A 16,282-nucleotide genomic window follows, 5' to 3' on the forward strand; every position below is an offset into this window, starting at 1 on the left:
GGACAAGCTTCCGCCGGTGCGAACCCGACCTTCGAGGCGCATGGTAAACCAACGGTTAACATGACCGCGAAAACCGCAAATGGCGAAGCATTAACCATTTTGATTTAGCCAAGAACGGCCGGCGACGAAAGAACGGTTTCTGCCCAAATGCCCGAAAAACGAAGTCGAGCGCCCGTCTCGGGCGAAATCATCGTCGAGGGAGAGCCTGCTGCCGGAGGCCCGGGTCCGCTCGATGCCGTCTCCAGCCCATTTGTCGACATCGTCGAGGCCGAATACGAGACGCTGGCCCCGCGGCCAGCTGCCGGAGCGGCATCGGCGATGGTGGCAACAGTGCCTCCCACCGGTCTCGATATGCTGCGTCGCGGCGCGTACCACACGTCGGAACGACGCCTTTCGCTCGGTAGTTCGGCCTTTTGCGCATTCGTCCTTCTCGCCGTGGCCGGCGCTTTCTGGGTCTCCGGTGGCCATGCTGCGCTCGACCATGTGTCGCCCATGTGGGCGCAAAGCTCTGCGTCCGCCTTGCGCATCGTCGAGCTGGAAAGCCGGATCGAGAGCACCGGCGGAAGTGCCCTGTTGCTGATCGACGGGGAGGCGGTCAATGAAGGTGGTGCGACCGAACGCCTGCCCGACCTGTCCGTCAACGTGCTGGACATGGAAGGCCACACGACCCACTATTTCCTGGGGACAAGCGGCAAGCAGCTCGCGGCCGGCGACCGCTTCGCCTTCTCCAGCCGGCTTGCCGCTCCTAAGGATGGCGTGAAGTCGGTCTCGGTGACGTTCAGGGAGTAGCGCCAACAATGCCTGTTGTACGCGGCAAGGAAATCGAAGTTCTCTTCTCCGCCTCGGCGATCGCGCAGCGCAACCTGGAGCTCGCCAAGGAGGTGGCAGCGCGCGACTATAACGACCTGCTGGTCGTTTCAGTGCTGAAAGGCTCCTTCATCTTCGCCGCCGATCTGATCCGCGCAATGCACGATGCGGGCATCTCGCCGGAGGTCGAGTTCATCATGATCTCCAGCTACGGGGCGGGAACCACAAGCGGCGAGATCAAGGTCCTGCGCGACATCGACAACGATGTGAAGGGCCGCGACATCCTCCTGATCGACGACATCCTGGAGTCCGGCAAGACGCTCAAATATACACGCGACCTGATGCTGTCGCGCGGCGCCAGATCCGTCTCCATCGCCGTTCTGCTCGACAAGCACTCACGTCGCCAGGCGAGCCTGGACGCCGATTTTGTGGGCTTCGAATGTCCGGACTACTTCGTCGTCGGCTACGGGATGGACGTGGCGCACGCCTTCCGCGAGCTTCCCTTCGTCGGCGTGGTGAAAGGCGACGCCTGAACCTTTTTGGCTGGCTCGCGTTCAGTGAACTATTAACAATTGATAGCGACAATTGCGGCATGGCTAGACTGCTGATCGTTGAAGACGACCTCTCCGTCCGCTCCTTTACCGCCCGCGCCCTCGCCGCCGCCGGCCACTCGGTCGAGACTGCGGAAGACGGGGTGGAGGGGCTTCAGAAGATCGAGGAAGCGGCAGGCAGGTTCGACCTGGTGCTGTCCGACATCCGCATGCCGGCAATGGACGGCATAGAGATGGCGCGCGCCGCGGCAAGCACTTTTCCGAGCCTGCGCCTCCTCCTGATGACCGGCTTCGCCGATCAGCGCGAGCGCGCCGCCGAGCTCGAAGGCACAGTGAAAGGCGTGGTGAACAAGCCCTTCACGCTGGCTGAGATCCGTGAACGTGTGGGCGAGGCGCTGGCGGCGTGAAGGGGCGCGGCCAAAAACCAGCCGCGCCGCCTTTCTCGACTAAGACGACCTGGATCAGAAGTCCATCCCAGCGCCGGCAGGCATCTGCGGCGGGGCTTCCTTCTTCGGCCGTTCGGCAACCATCGCCTCCGTGGTGATCAGGAGGCCGGCTACGGAGGCCGCATCCTGCAGTGCCGTGCGCACCACCTTCAGCGGGTCGACGATGCCCATGGCATAGAGGTCGCCGTATTCGCCGGTTTGTGCATTCCAGCCATGGCCGAAGTCCCCGCTCTCGCGCAGACGGCCGACCACGATGGAGCCTTCCGCGCCAGCGTTCTCGGCGATCTGCCGGACAGGCGTCTCAATGGCGCGGCGTACGATATTTACGCCCACCTGCTGGTCGTGGTTGTCGACTGCGAGGCCTTCCAGCGCCTTGGCTGTGCGCAGTAGCGCCACGCCGCCGCCCGGCAGAAGACCTTCCTCCACCGCCGCGCGTGTGGCGTGCATCGCGTCGTCGACGCGGTCCTTGCGCTCCTTCACCTCCACCTCGGTCGAGCCGCCGACGCGGATGACGGCGACGCCGCCGGCGAGCTTCGCCAGCCGCTCCTGCAGCTTCTCGCGGTCGTAGTCGGAGGTGGTCTCCTCGATCTGCGCCTTGATCTGGCCAACGCGGCCCTCGATCTCGTCCTTTGAGCCGGCGCCGTCAACGATGGTGGTGTTTTCCTTTTCCACCAGCACCCGCTTCGCCCGACCCAGCATCTCCAGCGTCACGTTCTCCAGCTTGATGCCCAGGTCCTCTGAGATGGCGGTGCCGCCGGTGAGGATGGCGATGTCCTGCAGCATCGCTTTGCGGCGGTCGCCGAAGCCCGGCGCCTTGACGGCAGCCACCTTCAGGCCGCCACGCAGCTTGTTGACGACGAGGGTCGCAAGGGCTTCGCCCTCGACATCCTCGGCGATGATGAGCAGCGGCTTGGACGACTGCACGACGCTTTCGAGAACCGGCAGGATGGCCTGCAGGTTGGACAGCTTCTTCTCGTAAATCAGAATGTAAGGATCCTCGAGCTCGACGCGCATCTTGTCCTGATCGGTGATGAAATAGGGGGAGAGGTAACCGCGGTCGAACTGCATGCCCTCGACGATTTCGAGTTCTGTCTCGGCGGTCTTGGCCTCCTCGACCGTGATGACGCCATCGTTACCCACCTTCTCCATGGCCTTGGCAAGGAAATTGCCGATCTCGCGGTCGCCGTTGGCCGAGATGGTGCCCACCTGCGCGATCTGGTCGTTGCGGGTGACCTGGCGGGCATTTTTCTTCAGTTCCTCCACAACCGCGGCGACAGCTTTGTCGACGCCGCGTTTCAGGTCCATCGGGTTCATGCCGGCGGCAACCGCCTTGGCGCCCTCCTGCACGATCGACTGGGCGAGAACCGTGGCCGTGGTGGTGCCGTCGCCGGCCGCGTCGCTGGTCTTGGACGCGATCTCGCGCACCATCTGCGCGCCCATGTTCTCGAACTTGTCCTCGAGCTCGATTTCTTTGGCGACGGTCACGCCGTCCTTGGTGATCCTTGGCGCGCCGAAGGATTTATCGAGAACGACGTTGCGGCCCTTGGGACCCAGCGTCACCTTCACCGCATTGGCGAGAATATCGACGCCTCTGAGCATGCGCTCGCGCGCGTCAGCGTGGAATCTTACATCTTTGGCAGCCATTTCAATACTCCTCAATAGGCAGCATCAACGACCGTACGGGCGCGCTCAGGCGGCCCTTCTTGCCGAGGCCTCGGCCTCGATGATACCGAGCACGTCGCTCTCCTTCATGATGAGAAGGTCCTCGCCCTTTAGGCGAATTTCCGTGCCCGACCACTTGCCGAAGAGAATGCGGTCGCCAACCTTCACCTCCAGCGGCAAGAGCTCGCCATTGTCGGTGCGAGCACCGGGACCGACGGCGAGCACCTCGCCTTCCTGCGGCTTTTCCTTCGCGGTGTCGGGAATGATGACCCCTCCCGCCGTTTTCTCCTCCGATTCGATGCGGCGGACGAGCAGGCGGTCATGCAAAGGGCGGAACTCCATGTCTTCCTCCTAAAGACAGCGGTTGAAGCACCTCCCGCGCCGGCCCCTCCGGCGCGGCACGCGGCCCATTGCGGCACCGCGCGAAGAAAATTTGGTCGCAAAAAAGTTCCCGTTCAAGGGGCGGAAAGGGAAAAATTAGCACTCACCCATCGAGAGTGCCAAAAACCTTCCGTGCACGGGCATCCAACTCTTTTGCCGTCCTCCTTCGCCAAGCGCCCTCGTGGTTCGACAGGCTCACCAGGGGCTACTGTAGTGTTAAATGCCCTTTGATCTTGGGCCATGCGCCTGAAGATGCGGCCATGGGTTCATGGCGTAGACAGCAACGGCGACCTCTCGGTAGCCCTCATGGTGGGCTTGTCGAACCACGAGGGCGCTCGGCACCCTGCCTCACTGCATGTCGAGCAGCCGCTCCAGATACTCGCGCTCCAGCTCAGGGCTCAGCGCATCGCCCAGACGGCGGCGGATGGCCTCGAGGATTTCGCGGGCGCGCTGCGTGTCGATCTCATCTGGTACATCGACGGAATCGCCGAAGTCCGGCCCGGTTGTCGCGCGCGGACGACCCAGTGGATCCCTTCCCGCCCGGTTCTGGCGGCCGCCCTGCTGGCCTTCGCCCTGCTGGCCGCGCATCGCCTGCTGCATCTGGCTCATCATGTCCTGTGCGCCGCGCCGCAGCGCTTCCAGCGCGCGGCCCTGCTCGCCGACGGCGCGCTCGCCCTGGCCTTCGCCGAGTGCGCCTTCGGCTCCCTCCATCGCCTCACCGGCTTCGCCGAAACCCTCGCCGGGTTGGATGCCCAGGCCCTGGAGCCCCTCCATCAGGCTTTGCAGGTCGCCCCGCAGGCCGCCCTGTCCCTCCTGCAGATTGCGAAGCGCCTCGGCAAGCTCCTCCGGCGACATGCCTTGGCCCCCTTGGCCCTGGCCTTGCTGACCCTGTTGACCTTGCTGCCCCTGCTGGCCTTGTTGACCTTGCTGGCCGCGCTGCTGCTGGTCGAGGCGGAAGGTCTCGTTCATCAATTCCTGCTGGCGGCGCATGATCTCGCCCAGCTGGTCCATCTGCTGGCGCATCTCGGACTGCTGCCCGCTGCCCTGGCCCTGCTGCTGCCGACCAGCCTGCAGGTTGTTCATCATGTTTTCGAGCTGAGAGAGAAGATCCTGCGCCTGCTCGCGCGCACCCGACTTGGCCAGCTCCTCGATCTGGTCGAGCATGCGCTCCAGGTCGCTCTGCTGCATCATCTCGCCGTCCTGGCTCTCGGCGAAATCCTGGTTCTGCATGGCGCGTTCCGCGAACTCGCGCAGGTACTCCTGCATCGCCGTGCGCAGCTCGTCCATCAGTTGCTCGATCTCCTCGTCGCTCGCCCCGTCTTCGAGCGCCTGCCGCAGTGCTTCCTGGGCCTGGCGCAGGCGCCGCTCGGCGGCGGTGAGGTCGCCGTCCTCTATGATCAGCGCGATCTCCCACAGGTCGTCCACCACCGCCCGCAGCGCCTCATCCCCATCGGCGGCTCCGAGGCTTGAGCGGGCGGCCGAAATCAGCAGGAAATGTGACGGCTCGTCGAACGTCTCCTCCGGCCACAGGAGCACGGCATCCATGAGCGACAGGACGCGTTCCTGCTGGTTCTTGTCGAGCGCAAGAATGCGCCGCTGCTCGATCAGCGCCTGGGCCAGCGGGTTGGTGAAGGGCCGTTGCGGCAGGACGAAGGTCCTGGGTTCGCTCTCGCCCGTCTGCTCGGCCGCGTCGGTGGCCGAAAGCGTGAGATCCACGGGTAGCCCTGCCCACGGGTGCTCCCTCAGGTCCCGCGAAGTCTTGCCTGCCGCCCCTTCGCGGTTGCCGCGGCTCGGTACGGAGAGGGGCATTTCCGGCGCCCCGTAAAGCGGCCGCGCATCCGGCTTCGGCTCAGACAGTGTGAACTGTGCCTCGGCACTCACTGCGCCGTAGTCGTCCTCGATCTCGTAGGCCAGTTCCAGCGCCCCGTTGACCGCGCGCTTGGGCTCCTCGGTAAAGCGGATCTGGGGCGGCGTGTCGGGCACCACCGAGAATTGCCAGTGCTCCACCTCCCGCCCGCCATCCGAAAGGCTGACGGTGCCTGCACCGGTGAGCGTTTCGGAAAACCGCAGCGCCCCGCCTACCTGATCCGCCTCGCCCTCTGGCTCGATTGCCCGTTCCGCGCCGCCCGCGTCAGTGAAGGACAGAGCCTCTTGGCCTGAGCCGCCGCTCACGCGCACGGCCACGGTACTGTTCTGCGGCACGGCGAAGTCCCGCCGCTCGCGGTTAGCGTCGGCCGTCAGGAAGATAGGTGCGCGCCCCGTATAGGGCGGCGGGGTGACCCAGGCGTCGATGCGCGCCGGCGCGACGTCCGTTCGTGCCGGAGGCTGGAACGCATCGATGATGCGTCCGCCATAGGGCCCGGTCGAATAGGCAAGTGCGGTAACGAACAACAGGGCCGCGGCAGCGCGCAATCCCCACGGGTCGCGCTCGGGAACGGACGTTTGCGGCAGATCGCCATGCAGGCGCGAAAGCCGCTCGGCCATCCGTTTCTGGTGCTCGCGCCATAGTGCGGAGGCAAAGGCATCCCCATCGCCGCGGCCGGCCAGCCGGTCGGATTGCACGGAGACCGGCGCATGCTCGAGCAGGTTCGCCCGCTCTATGCGCCGGTCGATCTCGCTTGCCATGGGCATGCGAAACAGCCTCAGCGGCCATAGCGAGGCAAGCGCGGCAATTGCCAACAGCGCCAGCAGGCCGAGCCGCGCCCAATCCGGCAGGAAGCGGAAAGCGCCGAACCACGAAAGGCTCAGGAACAGGCTCGTCACCACCACGAGCGGCAGGACGAGCGGCCACAGGCGTTCAACAAGGATCACGCCGCGCACGACCGCGCGTGTCCGTGTCAGCCGGGCGAGGAGCCCGGACATGGGGCGATCGATGAAGTGGTGCTCGGCCATTATGCGTCCAGACTGCCGGGCGCACGGCCCGATGCGGCGCGCCCTGCTTCCCTAAGATAGCACCAAACGCGGCGAAGGCGAGGCGACACAAACAAAAGATGCCGGCCTGCGTCGTCCTTGTCCTCCAATACCGCTACTTGCGGTCGACCGCGCCGACATCAAGAAGCGGGGAGGCATCTATCGTGCCGGCATTCAGCATGGCACCCACCTTTTCCAGCGCCGCCACGACCATTGCCTGCTCCCAGTCGGGCAGCGCCTCGAACTGCTCGGAAAATGTGCGCTGCAGCGGGTCGGGCGCCGCCTTGAGCATCTCCAGGCCGGCCTCCGTCGGCGCCACCCACACGACGCGCCGGTCCTGCTCGCCGCGCGTGCGCGTCACCAGCCCACGCGCCTCCAGCTTGTCGACCAGCGCGGTCGCCGTCGCCTGGCCGACACCGGCTCTCGCGGCGATATCCTTCGGCGTAAGGCGCCCAGCGGCAGCGACGATCTCCAGCACGATGAGCTGCGGCGTCGTCAGCCCCGTCGCGCGCGCCAGGGTTCGGGCATTGAGCTCCGTCGCCCGCAGGATTCGTCTGAGCGCAATGAGGCTGGTCTGGGTGCGGTTTTCCATGTGGCAGCTTCGTCAGAGAGAGCGATGACCTTTGATAGCAGAAAAAATATGTTTTGATTAGCGAATGAATTTTCCCGCAGAATCAGTGAGAAAGCGCGCTTTGGCTGGGAAGGAAGGCAGAAATTCCTGCTGCACCGGTTGAAATATCCTTCGTCAATCGTAATATCCGGCCCCGCTTCAGGAGAGAGGACCATGCACACCGAAAACATCGAACTTGTTCGAAAACGATCCAGCCAGGTCGCCTTTCGCACGCCCCACACCGAGGATGGCACGGCCGTCTGGCGCCTCATCAGATCCTGCGATCCCCTCGACGAAAACTCCCTCTATTGCAATCTGCTCCAGTGCGACCATTTCAGCGATACATGCATAGTCGCCGAGCGGAAGGCCGACGGCGCCATCGTTGGCTGGGTTTCCGGCTACCTGTTGCCGGATGACCCGTCTGTCCTCTTCATCTGGCAGGTCGCCGTAGACGAAAGCGCCCAGGGCCAGGGCATCGCCAAGCGGATGCTCACCGCCCTCTTGGGACGCACGGCCTGCGCGGAGGTGCGCGGCCTCAAGACCACCATCACATCCGACAATGCGGCAAGCTGGGCCCTCTTCAATTCCTTCGCCCGCAGTCAGGGCACGAAGCTGAAGAGCGAGCCTTATTTCCGCAGGGATGCCCATTTCGACGGGGAGCACGCCACCGAACACATGGTGACGATCGCGCTGCCCGAGGAGGCGCGCAACGCGGCCTGAGCCGGCCCCGATGCAACGCCACCTAAGACATTCAACCCGAAGGGAATATCATGACGACCGTACGAACGGACGATAAAGCTATCTTTGAACGGCGCGAGTCCGCCGCACGCAGCTATTGCCGCAGCTTCCCCGTTGTGTTCGAGAAGGCGCAGGGCGCCACGCTCACCGGCAGCGACGGCCGCGACTATATCGACTTCCTGGCCGGCTGCTCCTCGCTCAACTACGGCCACAGCGATCCCGACATGAAGAGCGCCCTCGTCGATTACATCACCGGCGACGGCGTAACGCACGGCCTCGACATGCACACCAGTGCCAAGGCGGCCTTCCTGGAAGCTTTCGAGAGCATCATCCTGAAGCCGCGCGGCATGGACCATCGCATGATGTTCATGGGCCCGACGGGCGCCAACGCCGTCGAGGCGGCGCTGAAGCTCGCCCGCAAGGTAACGGGACGCACCAACGTCATCGCCTTCACCAATGGCTTCCATGGCGTCACGCTCGGCGCGCTCGCCGCCACCGGCAACGGATACCATCGCGGCGGCGCCGGCCTGCCGCTCACCGGTGTGACCCGCATGCCCTTCGAGGGTGCGATGGGCGAGGACATCGACACCGCCGATTTCCTCAACCGCATGCTGGCCGAGCCGTCCAGCGGTATCGAGCCGCCGGCGGCGGTCATCCTGGAAACCGTTCAGGGGGAGGGCGGTCTGAACGCCGCCTCGCGTGATTGGGTACGCCGTATCGCCGAAATCTCCCGCGCTCATGGTGCGCTCTTCATCGTCGACGACATCCAGGCTGGCTGCGGCCGCACCGGCCCCTTCTTCTCTTTCGAGGAGATGGGCGTGGAGCCGGACATCATCACCATGGCGAAGTCGTTGTCGGGCTTTGGTTTGCCCTTCGCCGCGCTGCTGGTGAAGCCGGATTACGACGTGTTCGGTCCGGCCGAGCACAATGGCACTTTCCGCGGCAACAACCATGCCTTCGTCACCGCGCGCGCGGCGCTGGAGAAGTTCTGGGCGGACAACAGCTTTCAGGAGACGGTGACGGAGCGTGCCGTCTACCTGAAATCGCGGCTCGCGAAAATCGCCGAATGCCTGCCCTCTGCACGCTTGAAGGGCAGGGGCATGATGCTCGGTATTGATGTCGGCTCCGGCCGGCTGGCAAGCGAGATCTGCACCCGCTGCTTCGAGAATGGCCTCGTCATCGAGACCTCGGGCGCCCATGACGAGGTGGTCAAGGTCCTGGCGCCGCTGACCATCGACGAGAAGACCTTTGCCCGCGGCCTTGACATCCTTGAAGAGGCCGTGAGCGAAATTGCCCAGTCCACAAAAATTGCAGCGGAGTGAACATCGATGATCGTGCGTGACCTGAACGAGGCCAAGAACACGGAGCGCCATGTCTTCTCAAAGGGCTGGGACAGCGTGCGGCTGCTTCTGAAGTCGGACGGCATGGGCTTCAGCTTCCACATCACCACCATCTATGCCGGCGCCGAGCTTGAAATGCACTACAAGAACCACCTCGAAAGCGTCTACTGTGTCGATGGCACCGGCTCTATCGAGGACTGCACGACGGGTGAGGTCCACCGGATAAAACCCGGCGTGGTTTACGCCCTCGACAAGAACGACAAGCACATTCTCCGCGCCGACGCGGAGAAGCCCATGATCATGGCATGTGTCTTCAACCCGCCCGTGACGGGCAACGAAGTTCACAAGGACGATGGCTCCTACGCACTGGAGGCCGAGTCGGCGTGATTTAAAGCCACGCCGGCAGAAACCAAAAGAAGAAGGAGAAAAAGATGTCTGCAATCACCCAATCCGCCGAGCGAAGACAGGACCCATATCCGAGTCGCCTGCCGGAAGAACGCTGGCTGCCGCGTCAGGACAAGACCGTCTGGAGCCAATGGCGTCCCGATGCTCCCCTGACCGCACAGCAGGCCGACCAGTTCGACCGTGACGGCTTCCTGGTGCTCAAGGACCTCTTCTCGGAAGAGGAAGTGAAAGCGCTGATGGCCGAATCGGCTGCCCTGCGCGGTGGTGAGCGCGAACTGATGGACGGCAGTGTCATCACGGAGCCAGGCTCCGACGAGGTGCGTACGGTCTTCAAGCTGCCGGAGCAGAGCCCGCTCTTCAACCGGCTGGCGCGCGACCGCCGCATCGCCGGCATCGCCAGCTTCCTGCTCGGCGACGACGTCTACGTCCACCAGTCGAGGCTCAACTATAAGCCGGGCTTCACCGGCAAGGAGTTCTACTGGCACTCCGACTTCGAGACCTGGCACGCCGAGGACGGCATGCCGCGCATGCGCGCCGTCTCTGCCTCGCTGCTTCTGACGGACAACGATGCGCTCAACGGCCCCTTGATGCTGATGCCCGGCTCGCACAAGCATTTCATCGCCTGTGCCGGCGAAACGCCCGAGGACAACCACAAGGCGTCGCTCAAGAAGCAGGAGGTGGGCGTGCCCTCGCATGAGGCCCTGACGAAGCTTGGCAGCGAGCATGGCATCCACGCAGCCACCGGCAAGGCGGGGACGCTGGTGCTGTTCGACTGCAACACGATGCATGGCTCGAACGGCAACATCACACCTTTCGCCCGTTCGAACGCCTTTTTCGTGTTCAACGCCATTTCCAACCAGCTCGAGGAGCCCTTCGGCGCCAAGAAACCGCGGCCCGACTTCCTGGCCGAACGCGGCGAGACCAAGGCCATCGAGATTGCATCCGGCAAGCTGGTTTAGGAGAGACGGCTCAAATCATGACACAACGAGCGGAAGAAGCACGCGCCGCGGTGGATCGCGGCGTGCCTGCGAGCGCGGCCCGCAGCCATACCGTCGAGAAGATCGGCGGCACATCAATGAGCCGGGCGCGCGAGTTGCTCGACACGATCCTGATCGGCACGCGCGAGGGCGAGGCGCTCTATAACCGCGTCTTCGTGGTCTCAGCCTTCGGCGGCATCACGGACAAGCTGCTCGAACACAAGAAGTCGGGCAAGGCCGGCGTCTACGCGCAGTTTGCCCATGCCGACAACGAACATGGATGGATGGACGCGCTGAGCGAGGTCAGCCGCGCCATGCGCGAGATCAACGCCGGGATGTTCGATCATGCCGGCGACCGGCAGACCGCTGATGATTTCGTGCGCGAACGCATCGAAGGCGCGCGCGGCTGCCTGATCGATCTGCAGCGCCTGTGCTCTTACGGGCATTTCCAGCTCGTCGAGCATATGCAGACCATCCGTGAGATGCTGTCGGCATTGGGAGAAGCGCATTCGGCGAATAATCTGGCCCTACTTTTGCGCCGCCACGGGGTCAACGCGCGCCTCGTCGACCTGACAGGCTGGCGCGACGAAGCCCAGCCGGACCTCGACGAGCGCATCGAAACGGCCTTCGCCGAGGTGGACCTCGCGCGCGAACTGCCCATCGTCACCGGCTACGCGCAGTGCCGCGAGGGGCTGATGCGCGAGTTCGACCGCGGCTATTCCGAGGTCACTTTCGCCACAATCGCAGCCCTTACCGGCGCACGCGAGGCGATCATCCACAAGGAGTTCCACCTTTCAAGCGCGGACCCGCGCCTTGTGGGGGCGGAGAATGTGCGCAAGATCGGCCGCACTAATTACGATGTCGCCGATCAGCTCTCCAACATGGGCATGGAGGCGATCCATCCGAAGGCGGCGAAGAAGCTGCGCCAGGCGGGCGTCCCCTTACGCGTCGCCAACGCCTTCGAGCCGCACGACCCCGGCACGCTGATTGACGCCGAGCCTGCGGACAGGCCCGGCGTTGAGATGGTCACCGGATTGCCCGTCACCACGCTGGAGTTGTTCGAGCAGGATATGGTCGGCGTGAAGGGGTATGACGCGGCCATCCTCGACGTTCTGACGCGGCACAGGGCGCGCATCGTGTCCAAGGTGTCCAATGCAAATTCGATTGTCCATCATATCGAGGCGCCGCTGAAGACCGTGCGCCGCATTGAGCGCGACCTGACGGAGCGCCATCCCTTGGCTCGCATCACAACCCGCCGCGCCGGGATGGTGTCGGTCATCGGGCGCGATCTGAAGGGTCTCAACGTCATGCTCAAGGGGCTGACGGCGCTCTACGAGGCCGGCATCGAGCCGATCTCCGCGCAGGAGACAGGGCGCGGGGTCGACGTGCAGTTCATGGTGGTGAGCGAGGATCGGGAGCAAGCCGTAAAGACGCTGCATCACGCTTTCGTCGAGGCGGAGGAAAGCCCGCGCCTGGCAAAAGCCGCCTGAGGGTTCCGCTCACTCCGCCGGCTTACCGCGCCAAAACGTCCTGCCACTCGGGATGCCGGCGGAACTGAGCAGCTGCAAACGGGCAGAGCGGCCTGATCTTCACGCTGTCTCTGCGTGCAGCCTCCACCGCATGCAACACCAGCCCCTCGCCGACGCCCTGACCCCGGAAGGACGTCGGAACCTCCGTGTGATCGATGATGATCTGGCTGGTGCCGATCTTTGTGAAGGTCATTTCGGCCTCCTTCCCATCGGCGGCATAAACATAGCGGCCCTTGCTGCCCAGATCCTGGAAATGAATATGCGATGGATCGAACGTCATTCGCCCGCCTCCGGCCCAGCCTTTTCCGCATAGGGGGCGAGAAAGCGCCTGGCCTCCGTCAGTTCCTCCGGCCGTACCTCGTGCCCGCCCTCGTGCCACATGATCTCGCTCCCGGGGGCGGCGGCGCCCAGATATGCCATCAGCCTGTCGGTCAGCGTCGAGGGGGAGATCGGGTCGTTGCGGCCAGCCGTCAGCAGCAGTCGCGCCTTGAACGTTCCAGCGCCGATGCGCGGCTGGAAGGGAATAAGCGGGTGCATCAGCACCGCCGCTTCGAACAGCGCCGGATCGGCAAAGATGACCGTTGCAAGGATATTGGCGCCGTTGGAATAGCCGAGGCCGAGGACGGCGCTCGGCTTCTGCGCCGCTACATGAGCGTTGACGAAGCCGCTCATCTTCTCCGTCGCACGCGCAAGGTCGTCCATATCATAGACACCTTCGCCCGTACGCCGGAAGAAGCGCGCCGCGCCCTGCTCGCTGACGTCGCCGCGCGGCGCGACGATGCCGGCACCCGGCAATACCGTTTCGGCCATCGATAGAAGCTGGTGCTCATCGCCGCCCGTGCCGTGAAAAACGAAGAGCAGCGGCCGGCCCGGTCCGGCGGGTGCGCTGTAGTGCTGGTAGGCGTCGGCTGACATCGCTCTACCCTCCGATCGGCGGCAGGTGGCTTTCCAGGTGGGGTCTCAAATGCGCGTGCTGTCGGGGCAGCTTCAGCGCCTCGCCCAGATGCTCCATGTCCTCGTCGCGGGCAAAGCCCGGATCGTTGGTGGCGATCTCGAACAGCACGCCGCCCGGCGCCCGGAAGTAGATGGAGAGGAAATAGTCGCGGTCGATTACGGGTGTGACGCCGAATCCTTCCGCCACCAGCGCCTCGCGCACCTCCAGTTGCGCCGTGCTGTCGGCAACGGCGAAGGCGATGTGATGCACCGAGCCGGCACCTTGACGCGCCGCCGCCACCTTCCGGTCCGTCTCCAGGTCGATGACATCGGCGCCGTTGCCGCCGGTGCGCACCATGCGACGGACGTTGCCGTCCTCCGCGACATTCTTGAAGCCCATCAGCTCCAGAAGTGCGCCGGTCCCCGCGCTATCGTTGAGCGTCAGCGATGCGGAGTGGAAACCGCGGATGGCATGCTCGGCGGGAACGCCGGCACCGGCCCAAGGCTGGCGGGCGTCCTGCGCCACCTCCACCAGCGCGAAGCCGTCGCCATCCGCGCCGTCGAAGTAAAGACGCTCTTCGTCGAAGCGTGACGCACGCCGCAGCCCGCTCACCGTATTTGCGCCGAGATGCTTCTCCCAGAAATCGAGGCTGCCTTCGGGAACCGAAAAGACCGTGGTGCCGACCTCGCCCGCCCCACGCGTGCCGTGAACGATGTTAGGGAAAGGAAAATATGTCAGCACCGTGCCCGGCTGGCCGATGCCGTTGGCGTAGTACAGATGATAGACGTCCGGCGCATCGAAATTCACCGTCTTCTTGACCCGGCGCAGCCCCAGCACCTTGGTAGCGAAGCTGTCGGTCCTGGCGGCTTCCTTCGCCATGGAGGTGATGTGATGAATGCCTTCGATAGTGTCGAGCATGATGCCGCTCCTTCGGTTGGATGGTCCGCGTGACCCATATGGAGCAGCGCGGCCCGGCGCTGAAAGCGTCTGTCCGGATAAGGACTGTCTTCCTCTCGGCGACAGTGTCCACCTTCCTACCGTTCACGCCAAGAAATAATAAAGGCCCCGCACCGGAGAGCGGTGCGGGGCCCTTTGTTGCCGCGGATGCGGCCTTCGTCCTACTGGTTCAGCAAGCGCATCTCATCGCGCTGCTCGGCGTACGTCGATTCATTGTACTCCGGCTGCGCTTCGAGTTCCTGCTGGGTGAAGTCGGTGTAGAGATATAGGTCGCCGTTCTCGTCTGTCATGAAGGCCAGATTATCCATGCCGATAGCGACCTCCTTCTGGCCGATGCCCAGGAACCCGCCGACATCGACGATGATCGCGTCCACTTCGCCTTCCGGCGTCAGGACGACGTCGCCGATCTCGCCGACATTCTCCTCATTGGCACCGTACACCGTGGTGCCGGTGAGATTCTCGGCCCTGATCTGGTCGGGCTGAGCGTTCTGCAGCTGGCTGCGATCAACGGCCCCGGTCTGGGTGGGGTCAGTCTCGTCCGCCAGACGTTCCTCCGTCATCGCGGCGGTGTCCTCGGCGGGACGGTCCTGGCGGTCCTCAGCCGTGGCGGTCTGGTCATCGCCAGCCTGCTCGTCGGCCGGCGTTGCAGCCGTCGTCTCGCCGGCCTGCTCGTCAGTCGGAGCTGTTGCTGCGGTGTCACCGGTCTGCTCGTCCGCCGGGGCCATGGCTGTATCGTCCGTACCGGCGGTGTCCTGGGCACCCTCATCCGGTGGCGGCGCCGCGGCCAGGTCTTCCTTCGTAGCGGGCTTGGTTTCGGCGACATCCGCATCAGCCGGCATCGGTCGATAGGCCGCCCGGTCGAACTCCGGCTGTGCCCTCAGCGCATCTTCCGTTGTCTCGACTACGAGCCTGCGCTCGCCGTCCGGCTGCTCCTCCCACTGAATAAGATCGTATTGGAGCGCCACTTCCTTCTGGCCGATGCCGAGAAAGCCGCCGACGCCGACGACGATGGCTTCGATCTTACCTTCCTGGTCGAGCACCAGATCGCGGACGGAACCGATATTCTGGGCGTCCTCGCCGGTGCTGCTATAGACGGCCTCGTCGATGATGTTGGAAGCCAGATGGCCCTCTGCGCGAATTGTCATTTCCACCGGCTGCTGATCCGTCGCGGCCGGATCGGTGGGTTGCGTTGTCTGAGCGACCGCGCCAGTAGTAATCAGGGTAGCGATCGCAGTGGTCGCCAAAAGGTTGCGGATCATGATAAGCTCTCCATGTGCAGTTTTCTGTACATGGCCGCGCAGCCGACCGAACTGGCATGTAAGGATTGGCTGCGCGGCCACTCCGCCCGTAAACGTCGATGCGTTCGAAACAGTTCCACGACCAGCGAGCGTGAACCACGTCTTCTCATTGCCCGCAATTCTTCCTCGACGGGACAGTGGGTGCGTCCGGTCAATATCATAGAGCGATGGAAGCTGTCGGTCCCGCGCCGCTCAGGCGACGTTCGTTGTATGGATGGCAATCGAACCGGGAGCGAAATCGCGTTCCCCCTCGATCCCGAGAATTTCCTGAAGCCGCGACCGCGCACGGCTGACGCGGCTTTTGATCGTGCCCACCGCGCAACCGCAGATTTCCGCGGCTTCCTCGTAGGAGAAGCCGGAAGCGCCGACCAGGATAATCGCCTCGCGCTGGTCTTCCGGAAGCAGTTCCAGCGCCTTGCGGAAATCTGCCAGGTCGGTTGAGCCCTCCTGGCTTGGATGTACGGAAAGCTGCGCCGTCATCGCCCCGTCCGCGTCCTCCACCTCACGCTTTCGCTTGCGCATTTGCGAGTAGAACTCGTTGCGCAGGATGGTGAACAGCCAGGCCTTCAAGTTCGTGCCGGGCTGGAAGCTGTCCTGCTTGTCCCATGCCTTGACCAGTGTTTCCTGGACGAGGTCATCTGCCCGATCGGCGTTTTTAGCAAGCGAGACCGCGAAAGCCCGTAACGTTGGCACCGCCGCCAACAAGCCGTTGCGGAAACTCAGTGTCGCGGACATGC

The 16,282-nt window shown here is 64.2% G+C and carries 17 protein-coding genes; 8 read left to right on the forward strand and 9 right to left on the reverse strand.

Features of this window, described 5'->3' with window-relative positions; all coding sequences use genetic code 11:
* The first annotated feature begins 147 nt into the window (after positions 1-147).
* From N5A92_RS20165 to N5A92_RS20175, 3 genes are read left to right on the forward strand one after another with little or no spacing between them, the layout of a single operon-like run.
* Complete coding sequence (locus N5A92_RS20165; protein ID WP_260905801.1) at positions 148-789, forward strand: hypothetical protein; 642 nt, start codon at positions 148-150, stop codon at positions 787-789.
* 8 nt (positions 790-797) lie between these two features.
* The gene (gene hpt, locus N5A92_RS20170; protein ID WP_260905803.1) at positions 798-1,340 is read left to right on the forward strand and encodes a hypoxanthine phosphoribosyltransferase; all 543 of its coding nucleotides are present in this window, start codon (positions 798-800) and stop codon (positions 1,338-1,340) included.
* Positions 1,341-1,399: 59 nt separating this feature from the next.
* On the forward strand, positions 1,400-1,765 hold the full coding sequence (locus N5A92_RS20175) for a response regulator (RefSeq protein WP_260905804.1): 366 nt from the start codon (positions 1,400-1,402) through the stop codon (positions 1,763-1,765).
* A 54-nt stretch (positions 1,766-1,819) separates the two neighbouring features.
* Here N5A92_RS20175 and groL read toward each other — a convergent pair whose 3' ends face one another.
* From groL to N5A92_RS20195, 4 genes are all read right to left on the reverse strand, one after another.
* Positions 1,820-3,448: a chaperonin GroEL gene (gene groL, locus N5A92_RS20180; RefSeq protein ID WP_260905805.1), complete on the reverse strand. Its 1,629-nt coding sequence runs from the start codon at positions 3,446-3,448 to the stop codon at positions 1,820-1,822.
* 45 nt (positions 3,449-3,493) lie between these two features.
* The gene (gene groES, locus N5A92_RS20185; RefSeq protein WP_260905806.1) at positions 3,494-3,808 is read right to left on the reverse strand and encodes a co-chaperone GroES; all 315 of its coding nucleotides are present in this window, start codon (positions 3,806-3,808) and stop codon (positions 3,494-3,496) included.
* 387 nt (positions 3,809-4,195) lie between these two features.
* Positions 4,196-6,739, reverse strand: coding sequence for a TIGR02302 family protein (locus tag N5A92_RS20190; protein WP_260905807.1), 2,544 nt, complete (start codon positions 6,737-6,739; stop codon positions 4,196-4,198).
* A 133-nt stretch (positions 6,740-6,872) separates the two neighbouring features.
* Positions 6,873-7,349 carry a MarR family winged helix-turn-helix transcriptional regulator gene (locus N5A92_RS20195; RefSeq protein WP_260905809.1) on the reverse strand — a complete coding sequence of 159 codons (477 nt, stop codon included), beginning with the start codon at positions 7,347-7,349 and terminating at the stop codon, positions 6,873-6,875.
* Between the two features lie 192 nt (positions 7,350-7,541).
* Here N5A92_RS20195 and ectA point away from each other — a divergent pair, with 192 nt between their 5' ends.
* The 5 genes from ectA to N5A92_RS20220 are packed head-to-tail and all read left to right on the forward strand — an operon-like array spanning position 7,542 to position 12,317.
* Entirely contained in the window at positions 7,542-8,087 is a 546-nt protein-coding gene (ectA, locus tag N5A92_RS20200; RefSeq protein WP_260905810.1) for a diaminobutyrate acetyltransferase, read from the forward strand.
* 50 nt (positions 8,088-8,137) lie between these two features.
* The gene (gene ectB, locus N5A92_RS20205; RefSeq protein WP_260905812.1) at positions 8,138-9,427 is read left to right on the forward strand and encodes a diaminobutyrate--2-oxoglutarate transaminase; all 1,290 of its coding nucleotides are present in this window, start codon (positions 8,138-8,140) and stop codon (positions 9,425-9,427) included.
* A 6-nt stretch (positions 9,428-9,433) separates the two neighbouring features.
* Entirely contained in the window at positions 9,434-9,832 is a 399-nt protein-coding gene (locus N5A92_RS20210) for an ectoine synthase (protein WP_260905813.1), read from the forward strand.
* A gap of 44 nt (positions 9,833-9,876) precedes the next feature.
* Positions 9,877-10,809, forward strand: coding sequence for an ectoine hydroxylase (thpD, locus tag N5A92_RS20215; protein WP_260905815.1), 933 nt, complete (start codon positions 9,877-9,879; stop codon positions 10,807-10,809).
* 17 nt (positions 10,810-10,826) lie between these two features.
* Positions 10,827-12,317, forward strand: a complete 1,491-nt coding sequence (locus N5A92_RS20220) for an aspartate kinase (RefSeq protein ID WP_260905816.1) — start codon at positions 10,827-10,829, stop codon at positions 12,315-12,317.
* Between the two features lie 22 nt (positions 12,318-12,339).
* Here the strand turns inward: N5A92_RS20220 and N5A92_RS20225 are convergent, their stop codons facing one another.
* The 5 genes from N5A92_RS20225 to N5A92_RS20245 all read right to left on the reverse strand — a co-directional run bounded on the left by N5A92_RS20225 (position 12,340) and on the right by N5A92_RS20245 (position 16,280).
* Positions 12,340-12,636 carry a GNAT family N-acetyltransferase gene (locus tag N5A92_RS20225; protein ID WP_260905818.1) on the reverse strand — a complete coding sequence of 99 codons (297 nt, stop codon included), beginning with the start codon at positions 12,634-12,636 and terminating at the stop codon, positions 12,340-12,342.
* Positions 12,633-13,271 (reverse strand): alpha/beta hydrolase, encoded by a 639-nt coding sequence (locus N5A92_RS20230; RefSeq protein WP_260905820.1) that lies wholly within the window; start codon positions 13,269-13,271, stop codon positions 12,633-12,635. The genes N5A92_RS20225 and N5A92_RS20230 overlap by 4 nt, the downstream gene beginning before the upstream one ends.
* Positions 13,272-13,275: 4 nt before the next feature.
* Positions 13,276-14,208, reverse strand: a complete 933-nt coding sequence (locus N5A92_RS20235) for a VOC family protein (RefSeq protein WP_260905822.1) — start codon at positions 14,206-14,208, stop codon at positions 13,276-13,278.
* 200 nt (positions 14,209-14,408) lie between these two features.
* The gene (locus N5A92_RS20240) at positions 14,409-15,506 is read right to left on the reverse strand and encodes a PRC-barrel domain-containing protein (RefSeq protein ID WP_260905823.1); all 1,098 of its coding nucleotides are present in this window, start codon (positions 15,504-15,506) and stop codon (positions 14,409-14,411) included.
* Positions 15,507-15,737: 231 nt separating this feature from the next.
* Positions 15,738-16,280 (reverse strand): sigma-70 family RNA polymerase sigma factor, encoded by a 543-nt coding sequence (locus tag N5A92_RS20245; RefSeq protein WP_260905824.1) that lies wholly within the window; start codon positions 16,278-16,280, stop codon positions 15,738-15,740.
* Positions 16,281-16,282: the final 2 nt, after the last annotated feature.

It is taken from the genome of Chelativorans salis (genome assembly GCF_025336525.1).
GTDB classification, from domain to species: domain Bacteria; phylum Pseudomonadota; class Alphaproteobacteria; order Rhizobiales; family Rhizobiaceae; genus Chelativorans; species Chelativorans salis.